14 protein-coding genes are annotated in these 16,910 nt (G+C 40.5%); 11 read left to right on the top strand and 3 right to left on the bottom strand.

All coding sequences use genetic code 11. The features are described 5' to 3' along the window. Positions 1-247: 247 nt before the first annotated feature. Positions 248-616, bottom strand: coding sequence for a diacylglycerol kinase (locus PING_RS08970; RefSeq protein WP_011770059.1), 369 nt, complete (start codon positions 614-616; stop codon positions 248-250). A 1,122-nt stretch (positions 617-1,738) separates the two neighbouring features. Between PING_RS08970 and PING_RS08975 the strand changes: the two genes are divergently transcribed. The 8 genes from PING_RS08975 to PING_RS09010 all read left to right on the top strand — a co-directional run bounded on the left by PING_RS08975 (position 1,739) and on the right by PING_RS09010 (position 10,845). Further along, positions 1,739-2,089, top strand: coding sequence for a putative quinol monooxygenase (locus PING_RS08975; protein WP_011770060.1), 351 nt, complete (start codon positions 1,739-1,741; stop codon positions 2,087-2,089). Positions 2,090-3,413: 1,324 nt separating this feature from the next. Continuing rightward, the gene (locus PING_RS08980) at positions 3,414-4,301 is read left to right on the top strand and encodes an NmrA family NAD(P)-binding protein (protein WP_041766281.1); all 888 of its coding nucleotides are present in this window, start codon (positions 3,414-3,416) and stop codon (positions 4,299-4,301) included. A gap of 718 nt (positions 4,302-5,019) precedes the next feature. Then, positions 5,020-6,807, top strand: a complete 1,788-nt coding sequence (locus PING_RS19465) for an LGFP repeat-containing protein (RefSeq protein ID WP_011770063.1) — start codon at positions 5,020-5,022, stop codon at positions 6,805-6,807. Between the two features lie 314 nt (positions 6,808-7,121). Continuing rightward, complete coding sequence (locus tag PING_RS08990) at positions 7,122-8,387, top strand: NRAMP family divalent metal transporter (protein WP_011770064.1); 1,266 nt, start codon at positions 7,122-7,124, stop codon at positions 8,385-8,387. A gap of 285 nt (positions 8,388-8,672) precedes the next feature. After that, positions 8,673-8,912: a CDGSH iron-sulfur domain-containing protein gene (locus PING_RS08995; RefSeq protein WP_011770065.1), complete on the top strand. Its 240-nt coding sequence runs from the start codon at positions 8,673-8,675 to the stop codon at positions 8,910-8,912. A gap of 118 nt (positions 8,913-9,030) precedes the next feature. Continuing rightward, entirely contained in the window at positions 9,031-9,375 is a 345-nt protein-coding gene (locus PING_RS09000; protein WP_011770066.1) for a hypothetical protein, read from the top strand. Positions 9,376-9,479: 104 nt separating this feature from the next. After that, positions 9,480-9,692 (top strand): DUF3565 domain-containing protein, encoded by a 213-nt coding sequence (locus PING_RS09005; protein ID WP_011770067.1) that lies wholly within the window; start codon positions 9,480-9,482, stop codon positions 9,690-9,692. Between the two features lie 274 nt (positions 9,693-9,966). After that, on the top strand, positions 9,967-10,845 hold the full coding sequence (locus PING_RS09010; protein ID WP_011770068.1) for a DMT family transporter: 879 nt from the start codon (positions 9,967-9,969) through the stop codon (positions 10,843-10,845). Positions 10,846-10,960: 115 nt separating this feature from the next. On the opposite strand, the gene PING_RS09015 is transcribed toward PING_RS09010, so the two are convergent. Further along, positions 10,961-12,985 carry a putative bifunctional diguanylate cyclase/phosphodiesterase gene (locus PING_RS09015; RefSeq protein WP_011770069.1) on the bottom strand — a complete coding sequence of 675 codons (2,025 nt, stop codon included), beginning with the start codon at positions 12,983-12,985 and terminating at the stop codon, positions 10,961-10,963. Between the two features lie 685 nt (positions 12,986-13,670). Between PING_RS09015 and PING_RS21375 the strand changes: the two genes are divergently transcribed. The 3 genes from PING_RS21375 (at position 13,671) to PING_RS09025 (ending at position 14,697) form a co-directional block, all read left to right on the top strand. After that, a complete protein-coding gene (locus PING_RS21375; RefSeq protein ID WP_232279417.1) occupies positions 13,671-13,823 on the top strand; it encodes an ACT domain-containing protein in 153 nt (50 codons plus the stop codon). A gap of 17 nt (positions 13,824-13,840) precedes the next feature. Next, positions 13,841-14,068 carry an ACT domain-containing protein gene (locus PING_RS21380; protein ID WP_232279418.1) on the top strand — a complete coding sequence of 76 codons (228 nt, stop codon included), beginning with the start codon at positions 13,841-13,843 and terminating at the stop codon, positions 14,066-14,068. Positions 14,069-14,214: 146 nt separating this feature from the next. Further along, positions 14,215-14,697, top strand: a complete 483-nt coding sequence (locus PING_RS09025) for a GNAT family N-acetyltransferase (protein ID WP_041766285.1) — start codon at positions 14,215-14,217, stop codon at positions 14,695-14,697. A 736-nt stretch (positions 14,698-15,433) separates the two neighbouring features. On the opposite strand, the gene PING_RS09030 is transcribed toward PING_RS09025, so the two are convergent. Next, positions 15,434-16,780, bottom strand: coding sequence for a class II 3-deoxy-7-phosphoheptulonate synthase (locus PING_RS09030; RefSeq protein ID WP_011770070.1), 1,347 nt, complete (start codon positions 16,778-16,780; stop codon positions 15,434-15,436). Between the last annotated feature and the right edge of the window lie 130 nt (positions 16,781-16,910).

Raw genomic sequence — 16,910 nt, forward strand, 5'->3', positions numbered from 1 at the left:
GTTGCTAACCACCATTAAGTGCTCAGTTGATGAAACAGGCAAAACGCTGTAATGCCTTCAATCAAACCTAAATAATGCTTTGTAACATATTGATCCTTTGTTTAGCCTATAAAAAGGTAACTATTCAGCCCCAAAAAAGAACTAACACGACAGGGGACTCTGAGTTTAAAGGTCACAGAGTTTAAAGGTCATATTCTATGTAAAACTGCTCTGTGCTGAATTACCTTTTTGCTGAATAGTTAAAAAATTATATAAAACGACTTAAAACGGCTAAGCAAGCCAATACCACCGACATTATACTTAACATCAACACCATCGCCGCCAACATGTCTTTAACCTTGCCAATGGCAGGATGCGATTGGGGGTGCAGGTGATCGATTAAAGTCTCAATAGCCGAATTTAATAACTCAGCAGCCAATACCAAACCGATACAAAGCAAAATTAAAGCCCACCACAGTGGCGTTAAGCCGATAATAGCAAAGACTGTTATTGTTAGCACAGCCATCACCACTTGGGTGCGAAAACTATGCTCTTGTTGCCAAGCCTGTTTAAAGCCAGCCAAGGCAAAACCTAAACGTTGTTTAAAGGGGCGGTTTTTGAAATCCTGTGCTGACATGTTATTGACCTTACTGTTTAATACTTATACCCATGATACTTCAAGATGCAAAGTCAGCAAGGAAAATTGTTCCGAGATGCTAGGCATAAAATTGAAGTATCGTTATTCTACATAGCGATTTTATAACAACGCAGATTGGTACAATTTTCCTTGCCCTATACGGGGCGCTAGCTCGAAAACCAGCGCTTCGTTGCACCAATCGGAAAGGGAATAACCATTTAAGATGTAAATGCTTGCATTTGCATCTACCACTAGAGGATTAACGCAGTTAATCGCTCGAAAGGTCATGTTGCGTCTTGCTCTGGTCTCCGAGCTTGCGCCTTACAAAGCATCTTGAAGTAACATGGGTATATATGAAACTCAGTTATTTAACATTTACCCAGAGTAAAATGGCACTGACTATTACTACCAATTATTCAATATACTGATCAGTTTTTGGCTCCATCACGGAACCAAATAGAGAGACCAGCAGAGCAATGTGATTAAGTTTATCGTCGTCCTAATCTCTGCAGTTTAGTCATCAGGAGTGATATATCGCTCTTCTGCAAGTGGAAATCAATCGTCGATACTTTGTTTGCCTAATAAGCGCTGCAAAGTCGACTTGTTTTTTGTTGGTACTGGCTTTATCCGTATTTTGTCAGGTTGTTCAATCGAGTAGTTGTGCAATCAAGCTTTGCATCTGCTGTTTGCGTTGTTCCATAGTAGGGTCATTTTCTAAATGTTAGATTTGTAATGATAAGGCCGTTAGCAAAAGACAAAGCATCTAAATTTTTCCACTTTTATTGTTAGCCTCAAATTGCTTAACTGCCGGCAACACCTATCGAAGCGCTTTTAATCAAATTTGAACGATCTTGCAGATAGATAATCATCCCTCATCCTGTCAAAATTTGGAGGATTTTTTATGGGAGTTTAAAAGCAATCATTTATTAAAAACCGAATTAACTTATTGAATATCAATAAAATGCAAATTAATGGGGTTTATATTTTATATAGACGGGCTGACAATGATAAATTCTACCGCCTCCTTTTATGTGCTCATGTCTTAAGTGTCCTGTTTCTCTTGGCTTTTACCTATTTAGTCGTTTACTATCTCATCTCTTATCTCAAGAGAAAGGAAATATCATGACTACTCGAGTCTATGTTTTAGCCCAATTTAAGGCAAAAGAAGGAAAAGAAGCGGAGCTTTTTAAAATCCTCCAGGCTCTCGAACCGGATGCTTATCGGGAGGAAGGCTGTATCCAATATACGCTGACTCGCCAAATAGAGCATCCTAGTGCAACAAAAAACGAGTACACTATTGTATTTAATGAAATCTGGAAAAATGCACAAGCATGGTCCGCTCATGGCCGTAGAAAGCAAATTCAGCACTTTTTTGCAACTCAAGTGCAAGCAGAGTCTGGTTTAGTTGAAGATGTTATAGTTAATGCATATACAGATGAAGGGCATAATTTCGATGCGCCTGTTTATGAATAAATTAATGCCTATTACACTGTGCATATCATAGGGTCGCCGGAGGTATATTGCCTCCAGCCTTTATAACCCTTCATGCGGTTTATTTTTTGTAAGAAATATTGACTGATCACTTATTTGCTGTGTTTGATGTTAATGATGACCAGCCCCTAGCAAAAACCGATTAAGTCTATTAATTTTATTTTTCATTGTAATCCCCCGATGTTGATCCGTCAGTGCGCTTATTTTTCCTTTATATAATTTCAAAAACTTAGATAATTCATAGCGTTATGGTAATTGAAATTTTTCTTTTTATAGTTAGCCTCAAGTTATTTAACTGCTTGGGGATTGTTTATACGATTTTAAAATAAATTGGTTATATTGCTAACCCTTAAGTGTCGAGGTTTTGGGTAAAGAATTTTATAACCATAGCTCGAGTAATCAGCTGAACTGCTGGTTGTAATGATAGCCTGCGGGTTTATTAGATTCGCTTGTGCGAAATTCCGTTTGGCGTCATCAAAACTCAGTTTACAGTGACTTAGGTTTTAGGACACAAGCCACAGGGAAAGAGGATAAGGTATATGGGGGCTAATAAATGACTGTCGATGTGTGCATGCCGTGAAAAAATTCGGCTTCACATCCGGCCGATGAAACAGATGTCATTAATATCTTGGTGGCCGATACTCGGCTTTCTATTGAAGAGTGAATATCTATTTCCGCGCGTGCGGCTGAATTGGTGGGCGTTTTGCGAACAGAAGCTGCGCCGACAATAATTGAAATATTTTTTGTGTACGGGCTAAATAACCAGTCCTTATGTGCCTGGCCGAAGCGCTGCTTGAGTGCCGGACAAGTAGAGTATTGATGCCCTGATTGAAGATAAAATTACCTGTGCAGATTGCCTTGATGAGTCCAAGTTCCCGGTGGTTAATGCTGCTAGCCTTAGGCTGTTTGTGACGGGCAAGCTTATCAAACCGGTTGAGAAAAGAGGGTGGCGCTGATAGGCTGCATTTAATGATCAAGCGGCAGTACGTGCCGCCTTCGATCAGGCAATGATGGGAATGAGACGCCAGTTTGTGCTGGGGCGTGATCTGCCAGAAGCGATTAAACACAGCAAAAGTATTAGTCCCGTGGTTATACCTATTTATAGGACATACTCGGGGAAGTGGCTCGAACGGATGCTGATGTATTACGCTAATTTCCTAGTGCTTTCGGACTTAAATAAGAGTACTTATTTTTCTTATTCAGTTTATTTAAAATAAAAGACTTGAGATGTAAAATAATAATGCGAACTTAAATTTTTTAACACTATTAATTACTACTCATAAATAATCAATACTGGATGATAACTATGTCTAAAAAAATTCCAAAAATATTAATCACCGGCGCAACCGGACAGGTGGGTGGGAAAGCACTGAATTATTTATTGTTGCAAAAAGATATTGAAGTGATTGCAGCGGTACGTACACAGGCTAAAGCAACCGTGTTTCACGACAAAGGCATTGCCACTGTGATTCTTGATTTCGATGATGACAGTACGCATCTGGGGGCTTTTGAAGGGATCGACAGGCTGTTTATGATGACCGGCTACACGGTTGATATGCTATTACAAAGCAAAGTGTTGCTGGATAATGCCCGAAGATCGGGAATTAAGCATGTGGTGCATCTTGGTGCCTGCGGGCCAGATGATACCACAGTTGGGCATTGGGCCTGGCATCAGCTGGTGGAAAGATATATAGAGTGGGGCGGATTTTCTTTTACGCATTTACGTCCTCAGGACTTTATGCAAAACCTTTTAAGCTATGGCAATAAAAAGGCAATAATTGACGGGGTGATTAATGCCTATGTTGACCGAGCATCGCTGAGTTGGGTCGATGTTGATGACCTGGCGCAAGTGGCAGCTTTGGCTTTAGCCTATCCTGAAAAACATGCCGGCAAGACATACCGGCTTGGGTATGATGCCAAAACCTTTGACGAATTAGCTGCGCTAATGACGGCTATTATTGGCAAACCTTTCCGCTATGAAGCCTTGTCTCCTGAAATATTTTTACAGGCGATGCAAGATTCAGGTGCGGAAATGACCTATATGGGCTGTGTCTATAACCATTGGAAACGCCATGCAGCAGGCACAATTCCTAATGCTAATGAAACATTTGATAATTTCTTTGAAATAACCGGCAAAAAACCGACTAAATGGGCTGATTTTATACAAAAACATCAAGCTGAACTGGACTACTAAAAGTGAAGATTTCAGTACGCGCTAATCTAGGAAAGCCAGTACACCGAGATAAATCAGTAGACAATTAAAGGCGAAATTCTTTATTCGATAAAGGATCTAAACTTCTGGGTATCGATAAAATTTTACATTTGCACCGTTAGCCTCAAGTTGTTTAACTGCTGAGTTTTTTTTATGGGACTTTAAAATCAAAAGGTTATATTTAATAATCTTTTGATTTCCAGCATTTCTCTGTGCTCGCCATAGGGGCAATGCGCATAAAAGTAATATTTAATGATGTCTGATATTGAAAAAACAGATAATGCTATCTGTGTGGGTAAATGCTATTCAGCGTACTAGAAGGTATGAAATATAGAGAAATTCTACAGTTTCATTGAACGCCTCTCAGACCCCCATCGAAATTATTATTTACTCAAGCCTTCGATTAAACTTAACCATAAACCTTGGCTGCCCAGTCTTTTCAAAGGTTGAGGTTATCGTATTACTTTTTTTATAAATCCCTGTCAATTTCATTTTTTAATCTATGATTTGTAATCATATGCTTTATTTTGAATACCGCCGGCCATGCTTTGGCTCTTTTACAAGCCGCAAATACTCGTTGGAACGATCGCAATATTGATCATAAATTCCGTATGATTGCTGAAGGTCTCGGCGGTTTTGTGAGGATAAGATGCTTGATAAATCTATTCAGCGATGAATGAAAAGAGAAAGGGGATAAGCAATGATTACTATCCGTGAATCACAATATGTAGCGCCAAAAAATGCAACATTGAAGCAATTAGCTGATGACATCGCAAATCAGGTTAGGCTTGGATTAGACAAAGTGGTCTTGAATCATTTTGATCCCACTACATTCCAGATGCCAACGGAGCAATCTTTCGAAACTATCTTGGAACCGTTATTTCAACGTCTATCGGACGAGAAAAAAACAGCGGCTCACATGCTTGCTTTGCCAAAAATAAATGTATTTCATAAGCCGCAAGACCGACGGCTGGGTTATTTGACCGGCATTGATTTTAGTTCGAAAGTATCTATACAAAATCAAGTAAAAGCGCTCAATCGTCGAGAAAATATAGGTTTGAGCACCGATGACCTTTTTAATGAGCGCGCGAATACTTTCAAAGGAAAGCTAAGAACTTCTTCCGTGGATATTACAAAAACACCCTCGAAAGACATGCTTAAATTGCGCAATAAGCTCGAATTTGAGATCAAACGCAAACCAAGGGTTTTCACCAATGTTATTTCGGAAAAACATAAAACATTAGGCGGAGACACAGGGCTGCTTGGAAAACAAATGGCATGGCATGGATGGTGGGCTCGTTATGAATACGGTGCTATTTTTTGGAATGAAGAGACTGTTTGTGAAGTGCATGGCGCAATTTGGTCTAAGTATTATGCGCTTGGGGGACCCGACAGTTATTTGGGCCTGCCAAAAATAGATGAGAGTATTACACCTGATAAGATAGGACGGTATAACCATTTTGATCGGGCTTCAATCTACTGGACACCTCAGTCCGGGGCACATGAGGTTGCCGAATCAATTCTGGAAAAATGGAAGAAACTAGGATCGGAAAAAAGCTTTCTTGGCTACCCCATTACGGACCAGCTACGAGCACCCGATAAAATAGGTCTTTACAATCATTTTCAGCATGGTTCTATCTACTGGTCACCAAAGACTGGTGCGCATGAGGTTCATGGCGCTATCCGTTCAAAATGGCAAGAACTTGGATGGGAGCAAAGCTCGTTAGGTTATCCCGTGAGCGACGAAGAAACGCTTATGGATGGTAAAGGTAAATATAACCGCTTTGAAGGCGGTGAAATTCATTGGTATCCGCATTCTGGTGCTTATTTGGCAAACCCTGACGTTTCAACCCTGACGTTGCGTTGTGTGAAGCTCCATTGCATTGATGAAACTGGAAAAGAATGGACAGGTGGTGAGGCAGGTTTTGATGAAATAAAAATGGGCGGGAGTTTAATCGAGATTGGCCCTGCGGGCGAAAATGTATATAAATTTGGATTGGTTGATCTGGAAGGGGGCTGGGATGACAATGAATGGAATAACTGGACGAGTCCACGCGGCTTGGTCGCCACGCCAATCAATTCGGACAATGGTTGGCCAAAAGCGTTTCTTGCCACCTTTGTTTTGATCGAAGTTGATAGTGGCGACTATTCTAAAATATTGTATGGACTTATGGAAAAAGTAAGACCAATAGTAAAGGAGGCGCTTGAAAAGGCGCTACCGGTGGGGGAGCTTGCAGCAGGTGGTCCACTGGGAGCCGCTATCGGCTTCGTGGCTGCTAAATTAGCGGCGTATATTCTTGAGCAAGTGTTTGACTGGATTTCAGGCGCTTGGCATGATGATCCATTTAAACCGGGGAATATGATTTTAGAGTTGTCAGGTCCCGGTGCCCTTTTCAGTGGTGGTATGTATGATGCACCGGACACTTATTGGACATCCATAGGTCATGACGGAAAGTATGAATACTGGTTGGACTGGACGCTTTCCTGAAATTCAAACTTTTGCACAGGCGTAATCGTCAGCATTGCTTGAGTGGAATAAGGATTAAGTTGCACTCAGCCACAACTTAATCCTATTGTTGGATTCTCTGCGATGGATAATAAATATTTAAAACGTTTATTATCCACGTTATCATTCGCACTTAAATCGCTAATTTGTTGCTCTGTAAAACTCATTTTTTTCCTGTATTTTTCTATATTTAACTTAATTTTTATGAAGTTATATCAATTTTATAGTCAGGGTTATTACGTTGTTTTGCTCGTTGTGTTTTTCTATGATACATTTAAATTATTTAGGAATAGTTCATGGAAAATAGCGCAACATTAGATACCCCACACAAAAGTAAACTCAGCCACCTCCTTCAATCGCTTGGTCCCGGGATCATGATGGCAACCGCTGCTGTTGGTGGCTCACACCTTGTAGCTTCAACTAAAGCTGGGGCTATTTTTGGTTGGCAATTAGCGCTGCTGATTTTACTGGTGAATTTTCTTAAATATCCATTTTTCAGAGCGGGTGTTACTTATACTATGGGCACGGGGCAAAGTTTGATCGCCGGTTATGCAGATATGGGTAAAGGTTATTTGTGGTTGTTTACCTTGTTAACCGCTATGTCAGCCGTGATTAATACTGCCGCGTTAACTATCTTTAGTGCCAGTTTATTAGGTATATTTCTACCTTTTGATTTATCACTCCCGGTGTTATCAGCTATTGTTATTATTGCCTGTTTGGCAATTTTATTACGTGGCCACTTTAATGCCTTAGAAGGTTTAGCGAAAATCATAATGGGAGTCTTAACGGTGACCACACTTATTGCGGTGGTGGTCGCTGCGAATCAGGTACAAGCTGTGCCTGCTGACTTTAATCCCCCTTCGGCATGGAGCATTGCTTCCATCGGATTTATTGTGATTATGATGGGCTGGATGCCGGCGCCGATTGAAATCTCCTGCTTAACATCGCTATGGTTAAAACGACAATGCAAAGAGATCAAAGTAACCAATCAATCTGCTTTGTTTGATTTTAACGTGGGATATATTATTACTGCCTTATTAGCTATCGCATTTTTAGCGCTTGGCGCGTTAGTTTTGCACGGTCATACAGACAGTTTAGAGAAGTCAGGCATTGCTTTTTCACATCAACTGGTGGGTATGTATGCCAGTACTATTGGTGAATGGTCTAAAATGTTGATTGCAGTGATTGCCTTTGGTTGTATTTTTGGTAGTACTATTACCGTTATTGATGGTTATGCGCGTGCACTTGCAGAAGCTAAAGCACTGCTGCAACACTCGAACGATGAACCTCGCCATAATAGTTGGATGTTATTAATCAGCGCTTGTGCGATGGCGGTTATCTTGTTTTTTGTTTCATCATTGATGGCGATGCTGAATTTTGCGATGGTATTAGCTTTTATGACCACGCCTATTTTTGCTTTGCTTAACTATAAGCTGGTCAACGGCAGTAACTTACCCGTTGGGCTGGCATTAACCAAAAAAATGAAAGTGTTATCCTGGTTAGGCTTAACTTACTTATTTGGTTTTCTAGCGCTATTTATCTGGTGGAAATGGCTGATGTGAGCCGAATAAGGCAATAACGGGCGCTGCGCTTGCAGTGTCGAATTTAAGTGGCTTAGTTGATAAAAAAGCAAAATAAACTCGGTTAGCTGCAAGTTAAAACGATATTCAGGGTTGTCTTTTAATCAGGCTGATTATTTTTAACCCGTTAAAATATCAAAGTTTCTGGACTCATTTTGAGTTCGGTCGTCGCTGTTTTTTGCTGATTATAACCAGCCATAAAAACAGCACCAATTTAATCGCTGCTGAACAGGGCGATTAGTTTATATCAACTGATGGAGAATTATCATGACTAAAGCAGTACGAGTATCTGATACGCCTTTTGCAGTAGAAGTTGAAGAAGGTAAAAAATATAATTGGTGTGCTTGTGGTAAAAGTGAGAAGCAACCTTTTTGTGATGGTTCTCATCAAGGTTCTGAATTTTCGCCCGTAAGATTTACCGCGACAGAATCTAAAAAAGTGTTTTTTTGTGGCTGTAAACAAACTGCATCACAACCCCTTTGTGATGGTAGTCATAAAAAAACATAACCATCTAATAAAGCAGCACAGAAAATAGTTGGCTAGCTTTAGCCAACTATTTTATTGCTCATTAAACCCGTGTTGGTAACTATGAAACTATGTATAAAGCAGATAAAGATGCATAAAAATGCGTAAAACGGATAAAAAATTAGATAATCAGCTCAGGGTCGCTTTAACTGAGGTATGCGAGTATGCATTAAAGGAAGTTGCGGGATTTCAATGGGTAACGCATTTAGTTAACTACGCTCATTTTCCTAAAAGCTTAAAAGTAGTGTGTGTTTTTGATAGCAATGAGAACCTCCACCGCTTTATGGCAACGGCAAGCAATCACGAATTAAACAGGCTAATTCAGAAAAAACTTTTTGGAATTGGCATCAATATTAGCAGTATTTCTGATCATGTCTTATACGATACAGAAGATAATTATAACAAAAAAAATAGCGTGAAATCCGTGGGCAGGCGCGCTAAGTAGTCTGTCTGATAATTAATTTAAACGGCAGTAAGAACAGTTGGTCTTACTTGGTTCGTTATTTTAGCCCATGATTACTTCCCCCCTTAATAAGATTATGTAGATTAATGAAACAAGCAATTATCGGATATCATAAAGATCAAGAAAATGATTGGGTAGCTGAATTACGCTGCGCTCATTTTCAGCATATCAGGCATAATCCCCCTTTTATCAGTAGACCCTGGGTAACAACGAAAAGAGGGCGTTGTTCAATGTTAGGGTATGAATTAAATTGTAAAAAATATGATGCTGGCGCAGCAAAAGATGTCTTGCCTGGTTGAGAATACAAAATACCTTAGCTTAAGTGAGATGCTAAGCCTTCTAATATCAAATAATACTGCCAATCTATCTCAATAAGCTGATTTATAAGTCAATTTAATCAGTTCTGTATTGATAACAGAGTAATCCATTGAATATTCACTCAATATAAACTACCTTAGTTTTTATTTTAAACTGATAGGCTAAAAATGAAAAATTTTCTAGCCTCCTTAGTTGCCCCAGATCAAGGGGGATTTATGCTGAGTTTCACCAACTTCATTTCGGATTAATCATTACATGTATGCAAGGTTAAAAAAAACAGTGCCAATCAGTGCTTGGTATATGCTGCTATCTGCGCTTGGTTTCGCCTTGATGGCGACCTGTGTCAAAATAGCGAATACTGCCTACAGTATCCCGGTACTTGAGATTGTTGCGGCAAGAGCAATTGTTTCAGCGATAATTAGTTATGCTGATGTTAAGCGTAAACGAATCTCGGTCTGGGGGAATAATAAACCCTGGCTTATCGCCCGCGGCGCAGTCGGGGCAGTTGCCTTAATGCTTATCTATTATGCCATTACAACGCTACCGCTAGCAGAAGCCACTATCCTGCAGTATTTACACCCGGTGTTTACCGCAATACTGGCATTACTATTTTTAAAAGAAAATATACAGCGTTCAACGCTTACTTGTATTGTATTGAGTTTATTGGGCTTGTTTATTATGATTCAGCCTAATTTCCTGCAGGATAATATGACGCAATATCCATGGTTAAGTATTGGTGCCGCGATATTAGGCGCTTTTGGCAGCGCAGTCGCTTATGTTATTGTTAAGAAGCTCACCAAAACCGAGGATAGCTCGGTGATTGTTTTTTATTTTCCAATTATCGCACTGCCTATTTCTGTTTTTTTATTAGGCAGTGACTTTATTGTACCCAGCTTAGCGGCATTGGGTGTCTTGATGCTGGTGGGTATATTTACGCAAATAGGTCAAATAGGTTTAACTAAAGCTTTGCATAGCGCAGATGCAAATAAAGCAACGGCTTATGCGTACGTGCAAGTTCTATTTTCAGTCTTTATTGGCTGGGCTTATTTTAGTGAAATACCTGCTAGCACAACTATTATAGGGGGCACTTTGGTTCTGACGGGCGCGTTAATTAACGTCTTCTGGAAACGATAAAATAATTGACTCTTTTGCCGGATTTAATTTTTCTATTTTTAATCAATAGGCTGCTAAGCCTTACTCTATAGTCAAAAGGTAAGTAGAGCCAAAAGGTAAGCGCTAAACCGCACTTTTATTTTTTATCCGGTAAGGGTATTGTGTTCAGCCTTTTCAAAATAGCCTCAAGTTCTTTAATCGGCACTGGTTTGCTAAATAAATAACCTTGATAACGTAAGCAGCCTTTTTTCTGCAGAAACAGACGTTGCGCATTGGTCTCTACACCCTCAGCGATAACGTTCATATCCAGGCTGGAGGCAATCGTAATAATGGTGTGCACTATCGCTCTGTCACTGCTGTCGGTGGCAATATTACGTACAAATGACTGGTCTATTTTCAATTCATCTAGCGGCAGCATTTTCAGATATTGCAAAGATGAATAGCCGGTACCAAAGTCATCTAATGAGAAACGAATGCCTATCTTGTTGAGCGCTTTCATTTTGGCAATAATATCAGTAATGTTATTAAGCAGTATGCTTTCTGTTAGCTCTAGTTTGAGTCGTGCCGGATTAGTGCTATGGCGTTGCAGAGTGGCGATCACTTGCTCCACAAAGTCAACTTGATGTAATTGCTTGGCACTCACATTGACGGCAAGCACGAGATCCTCAGTGAGAGGATCTTCCTGCCATGTTTTAAGCTGCGCACAAACTGTTTCCAGCACCCATTGCCCAATTGGCAGAATCAACCCTATGTCTTCCGCCAAAGGAATAAAGTGCCGTGGGGAAATTCTGCCACGTTCCGGATGCTGCCAACTAATTAAGACTTCGGCACCTAAAGGCTGACTGTTGCTATCCACTTGTATTTGATAATATAATTGAAATTGCTGCTGCTTAATGGCTTGCCGTAGCTCATTTTGAAGATCAACACGAGCAATGATAGCCTTCTGCATCATTTGGTCAAAAAAGCGCAGGGTATTACCGCCTTGGGCCTTGGATTGATACATCGCAATATCTGCCTGTTTTAACAATTCCTCTGCCGTCAGTTGATGGCCAATGAACAATGTGGCGCCTATGCTCGGGGTGTTATGGTAAACGTGATCAAGAAGTTGATAAGGTTGGTTGAGTGAGAGGCTGATTTTTGTCGCGATATCTCTAGTTTGAGCTGCCGCTTCAATGCTATATGTGCTCAGGTTTTCCAATAGCACCACAAACTCATCACCGCCAAAACGGGCGACAGTATCGCTTTCTCGAAGGCTGGCACTCAGGCGCTCTGTCACTTTTTTTAACAGCAAATCACCAATATCATGTCCCAGAGTGTCATTCAGTGTTTTAAACTGATCCAAGTCGAGAAACAGCAGCGCGCCTCGCTGACGACTATGGGTACTTAAAGCTAACGCTTGATTTAGCCGGTCAATAAAAAGACGGCGGTTAGGTAACTGCGTAAGGGGATCATAGAAAGCGAGCTTCTCGATTTCATTCGATGCCGCTTTACTCGCGGTGATATCAGTGCGTGTCGCTACGTAGTTGGTGACAATGCCCTGCGCATTTTTAACGGCCGTAATGCGCAGATATTCCGGATAGATTTCGCCATTCTTGCGACGAGTCAAGATCTCACCTTCCCACAACCCGGTGCTGTTGATTTTCTTCCACATGGTAGCGTAGAACGCTTTATTGTGCATGCCTGATTTAAGCAGACTGGGTGTCTGACCGACAGCATCATCGCTGCTATAACCTGTAATATGAGTAAAAGCATGATTCACTCGAAGAATAATCTTGCTGGCATCGGTCACCATCATGCCTTCTTGGGATTCGAAAACGATGGCGGCAATACTAAGTTCTTTATTGGCGATGGCAAGTTCGACAGTACGCTTCTCTTTTTCGTTATTTTGAAATGTCAGCTCTTTATTGGCGATGGCAAGCTCAGCCGCCCGTTTTTCTTTTTCGTTATTTTGAAATGTCAGCTCTTTATTGGCGATGGCAAGTTCGGCAGTACGCTTTTCTTTTTCGTTATTTTGAAATGTCAGCTCTTTATTGGCGCTGGCAAGTTTAGAAGCGGCAATCACCAGTTCACCAGCAAGATTGGCGATGATTAGCTCGTCAGCAAGTTTCTCTTTCTTGCGCTTTTGAATAAGTTTTTCTTTTTCATTAACGGCTTCTGTCATGGGGAGTGCCTCGGTGATACCGGCTTTGCAGCCTTTAAATTTAATGTTTTATTAACTGCTCGGTGACTGCTGCTGGCCATGATTGAAAAATCAATGCTGGCAGACTCACTGTTGCCTAATTTAAGGCCTTACTTGTATATTTGCGCTCACTAAAGATAATATTCAGAAACTGTGTAAGGGGCTTTTATTTTCCCGCATTTTTACAGTCGCTTCGGTTTCCTTGGATAGGCCGTTCGAATCCGTGAGTCCCCTTGAAAACCTATCCCAAACGAGGCAAATGATAATGGGCATATTGCCTAACGCTACTTCATCAGTATAGCGAAAATATTGGTTTTTTTTATATGCGTAGCGTTATTCGTTGTTAGTAAATAAAGGGTATTTTTGATCAACTTAAAAAGTAAAGGCCTGTTACTGTTCACTGATAGCAGACAGTCTATCGAATATGAGCTAGTTACTAAAAATGTCAATAAAATAATAAAGTGAGTGGCTGTCGTTAGCGCTTTATTTGCACAAAAAAAAGGACAGAGTGGCAATCAGTACACAATTTATAACTCAATATAATCAGCCGGTTATTAAAAAGAGAGCAATCCATTGAATCTCAAGTGAATATAAACTACCTTGTTTTTTTAGCAGACAGGCAGAAATCAGAAATTCCATAGACTGATAAGCTATCAAGGAGATTATTGTGGTGGGGGAGAGTAACTTAATTAAGTTACTGGCTTCAATGGAGGCAGTAAGGCAGGATGAAGAATATGTTTTTTGTACTATTGAGGGAGCGCAATACGGTGATTATGCTGAAATTTCACCCTTAGCGTCTATCTTGAATTCGAAGGTTTAATGCTTTTCGTAAGCAAAGTGAATGCAGAAAAAGCACATCTGAAATATGAGGCTGTCTTTAAATGCATTACATTAATGGTTTATTTCAGTCTTGAAGCCATTGGTTTAACGGCTGCCGTTGCAAGTAAGCTGGTCGAAAAAAAGATCAGCGCTAACGTAATAGCTGCTTACTATCACGATCATTTTTTTGCACAAGCTGAAAAATCTGAAATGGCTACAACGGCTTTAAATGAGTTTGGCAGCTAAGTGCTCACCCGAAAGTTTTCTGATATTAAAGAGCATCTTTATTGAGTAAACTGCTCAAAATGCCGGGAAATTTATGTAAGAATACTTAACAACTGGATGCATTTTGGCTGTCGTGGTCTTATCTGCACAAGCTCAGGAGATATAAAGTGAATTATACAATCGAAGAAATAAAATCACAGCACGATATGACAGTGTGCGACATCATTAAAAAAGTCGGCAGGGAATACGGAGCCATTGGTGAAGGATTTGGTCCTTCGGACTCTGAAGTTAAGACCATGAGCCAGCATTATAAAAATGAAAACGCCAGTCGCTATCTTGTTGCAAGTATAGAAGGTGATATCGTCGGTGGTAGTGGTATTGCTGCTTTTAATAACAGTAATGAAATTTGTGAATTACGAAAGTTATTTCTTTTACCGGAAAGCCGAGGGTTAGGCATTGGCAAAAAATTGACGGAAGAGTGCCTCGAATATGCCAAAAGTAAAGGCTATAAGCACTGTTATTTGGATACCCTGACCAGTATGAAATCGGCTATTGCTTTATATAAAAAGTTAGGGTTTCAGTTTCTGGATAAACCATTACCAGGGACCATACACAACGGTTGTGATGTTTGGATGCTAAAAGAACTGTAAGGCAGACTGACTCGTTATATATTTGGTATTAATAAGCAGAAATCAAAAATGAGTGGATTTGGTATTAGGTAGTTTGGTTGTATCACTTGTATTCAAAAGAGTGGGGTGGCTAAAAATCATCGGTTTCTCCGCTGCAAAGTTTAAAAAAACACTTAGTGGGGCTGGATTCAAAGATTAATGATAACAGTTTGATACTGTAAAAAATAAGGCTAATCAGTGAATCACTTATTAGCCTTATTTATTTAAAAAAACGTATTTACTGAGGGTTAAATCTTATCTTTATTTTCTTTTTTATCCCGTTTTTCATTGCGTTTTTCTTTTAGTGTTTTTTCAGATTTTTTCTTTTCTGATTTTTGTGAATCTTGTCCTTTAGCCACGATTTTATCCTTTGTTATTGTTAGATAGGTTGACTGGAACTGTTTTTATAACACTTTAAACTGCCATTATTAGCAGGGGATTATCTCCTTTAGCTAATATATTGAGCATACATCAAATAAAAATAAGCGACAGATTAAAAGAGCTTTATTTTAATAAATATTTTTACTTATTATTAGCACCGATATTGCGAGCCCGTAATTGTTCAATAACAAGGACAGGGCCCCCTTTTTTCTTTCTTATTCATTAATCTGAATACTTATCCCGAATTCGGGTTAATGAATAGAAAATCCACTTTTTTCCTATTTATTATGCATTTTTTAGAGAGCCTAAATAGACAGCCTGATGAGTGGAGTGGGCATCATCTCGCAGCTTTAATGTGTTCTGCAATCAAAAAGGCTAACTCCAGTGCCTGATCGGCATTTAAGCGTGGATCACAGTAGGTATGGTAACGCTGTGCCAGATCATGCTCTGTAATTTGGAAAGCGCCGCCGACACATTCAGTGACGTTACGGCCGGTCATTTCAAAGTGAACCCCACCTGCGTAAGAGCCTTCCGCTTTATGAATTTGAAAGAATTGCTGCACTTCACGCAATATATCGTTCACACGACGCGTTTTGTAGCCGTTTGGCGCTTTAATAGTATTGCCGTGCATCGGGTCTGAGCTCCAGACTACGTTTTTACCCTCGCGCTCGATCGCGCCAATAAGTGCTGGCAGGTGATCTGCCACTTTATCTGCGCCCATCCGCACAATTAAATTCAAACGGCCCGCTTCGTTGTTCGGATTAACAATGTCGATAATACGCAGCAGTTCTTCAGGAACCGTACTTGGGCCTACTTTTATGCCAATTGGGTTTTCGACCCCGCGTAAGAATTCTATATGTGCATGGTCGATTTGCCGAGTACGATCACCAATCCACAGCATGTGCGCCGAACAGTCATACCATTTACCCGTAAGACTATCGCAACGGGTTAACGCCTGCTCATAGGGCAGTAACAGAGCTTCGTGCGACGTGTATAAAGTGGTTTCGCGCAGCTGTGGTGCGGTAGCGGGATTAATCCCGCAAGCATTCATAAAAGCCAGCGAGTCTTCAATACTACCGGCTAATGTTTCATAACGCTTACCAAGTGGGCTTTTCTTAATAAAATCCAGGTTCCATTGATGAACTTGATTTAGATCGGCGAGCCCCCCTTGAGCAAAAGCACGCAGCAAATTAAGGGTAGAAGTTGATTGGTTGTACGCTGTCACCATACGTTGTGGATCTGGCAGGCGACTTTTTTCATTAAAATCAATGCCGTTAATAATATCACCGCGATAGGAAGGTAAGCTTAGACCGTTGATGGTTTCCATATCAGCGCTACGCGGTTTAGCAAATTGTCCTGCAATGCGGCCAATTTTTACCACCGGCTTTTGCCCGCCAAAGGTTAATACTACTGCCATCTGCATTAAGGCTTTAAAAGTATCGCGAATATGACTGGTACGAAACTCGTCAAAACTTTCTGCGCAATCGCCTCCCTGCAGCAAAAACGCTTCTCCCTTAGCTACTTTTGCCAAATCTTCACGCAAAGCACGTGCTTCACCGGCAAAGACTAAAGGGGGTTGATTAGCCAAATAGTGCTCGGTTTGTTGAAGTTTGTCTTGATCAGGGTAAGAGGGCAGTTGTTGTACTGGTTTATTTCTCCAGCTTGAGGGTGTCCATTGGGTCATAGTTGATTTCCAAGAGCGATAAAGAATCTATAATAGGCATTATTCGGCACATGAAAAGCACTTATTTTTTTATGTGTGAGATTGGCTTGCGGACCGGGGAAATGCAATCGCATAACTAATAGCGTAAAGT

This window comes from Psychromonas ingrahamii 37 (genome assembly GCF_000015285.1).
In the GTDB taxonomy this organism is placed as follows: Bacteria; Pseudomonadota; Gammaproteobacteria; order Enterobacterales; family Psychromonadaceae; genus Psychromonas; species Psychromonas ingrahamii.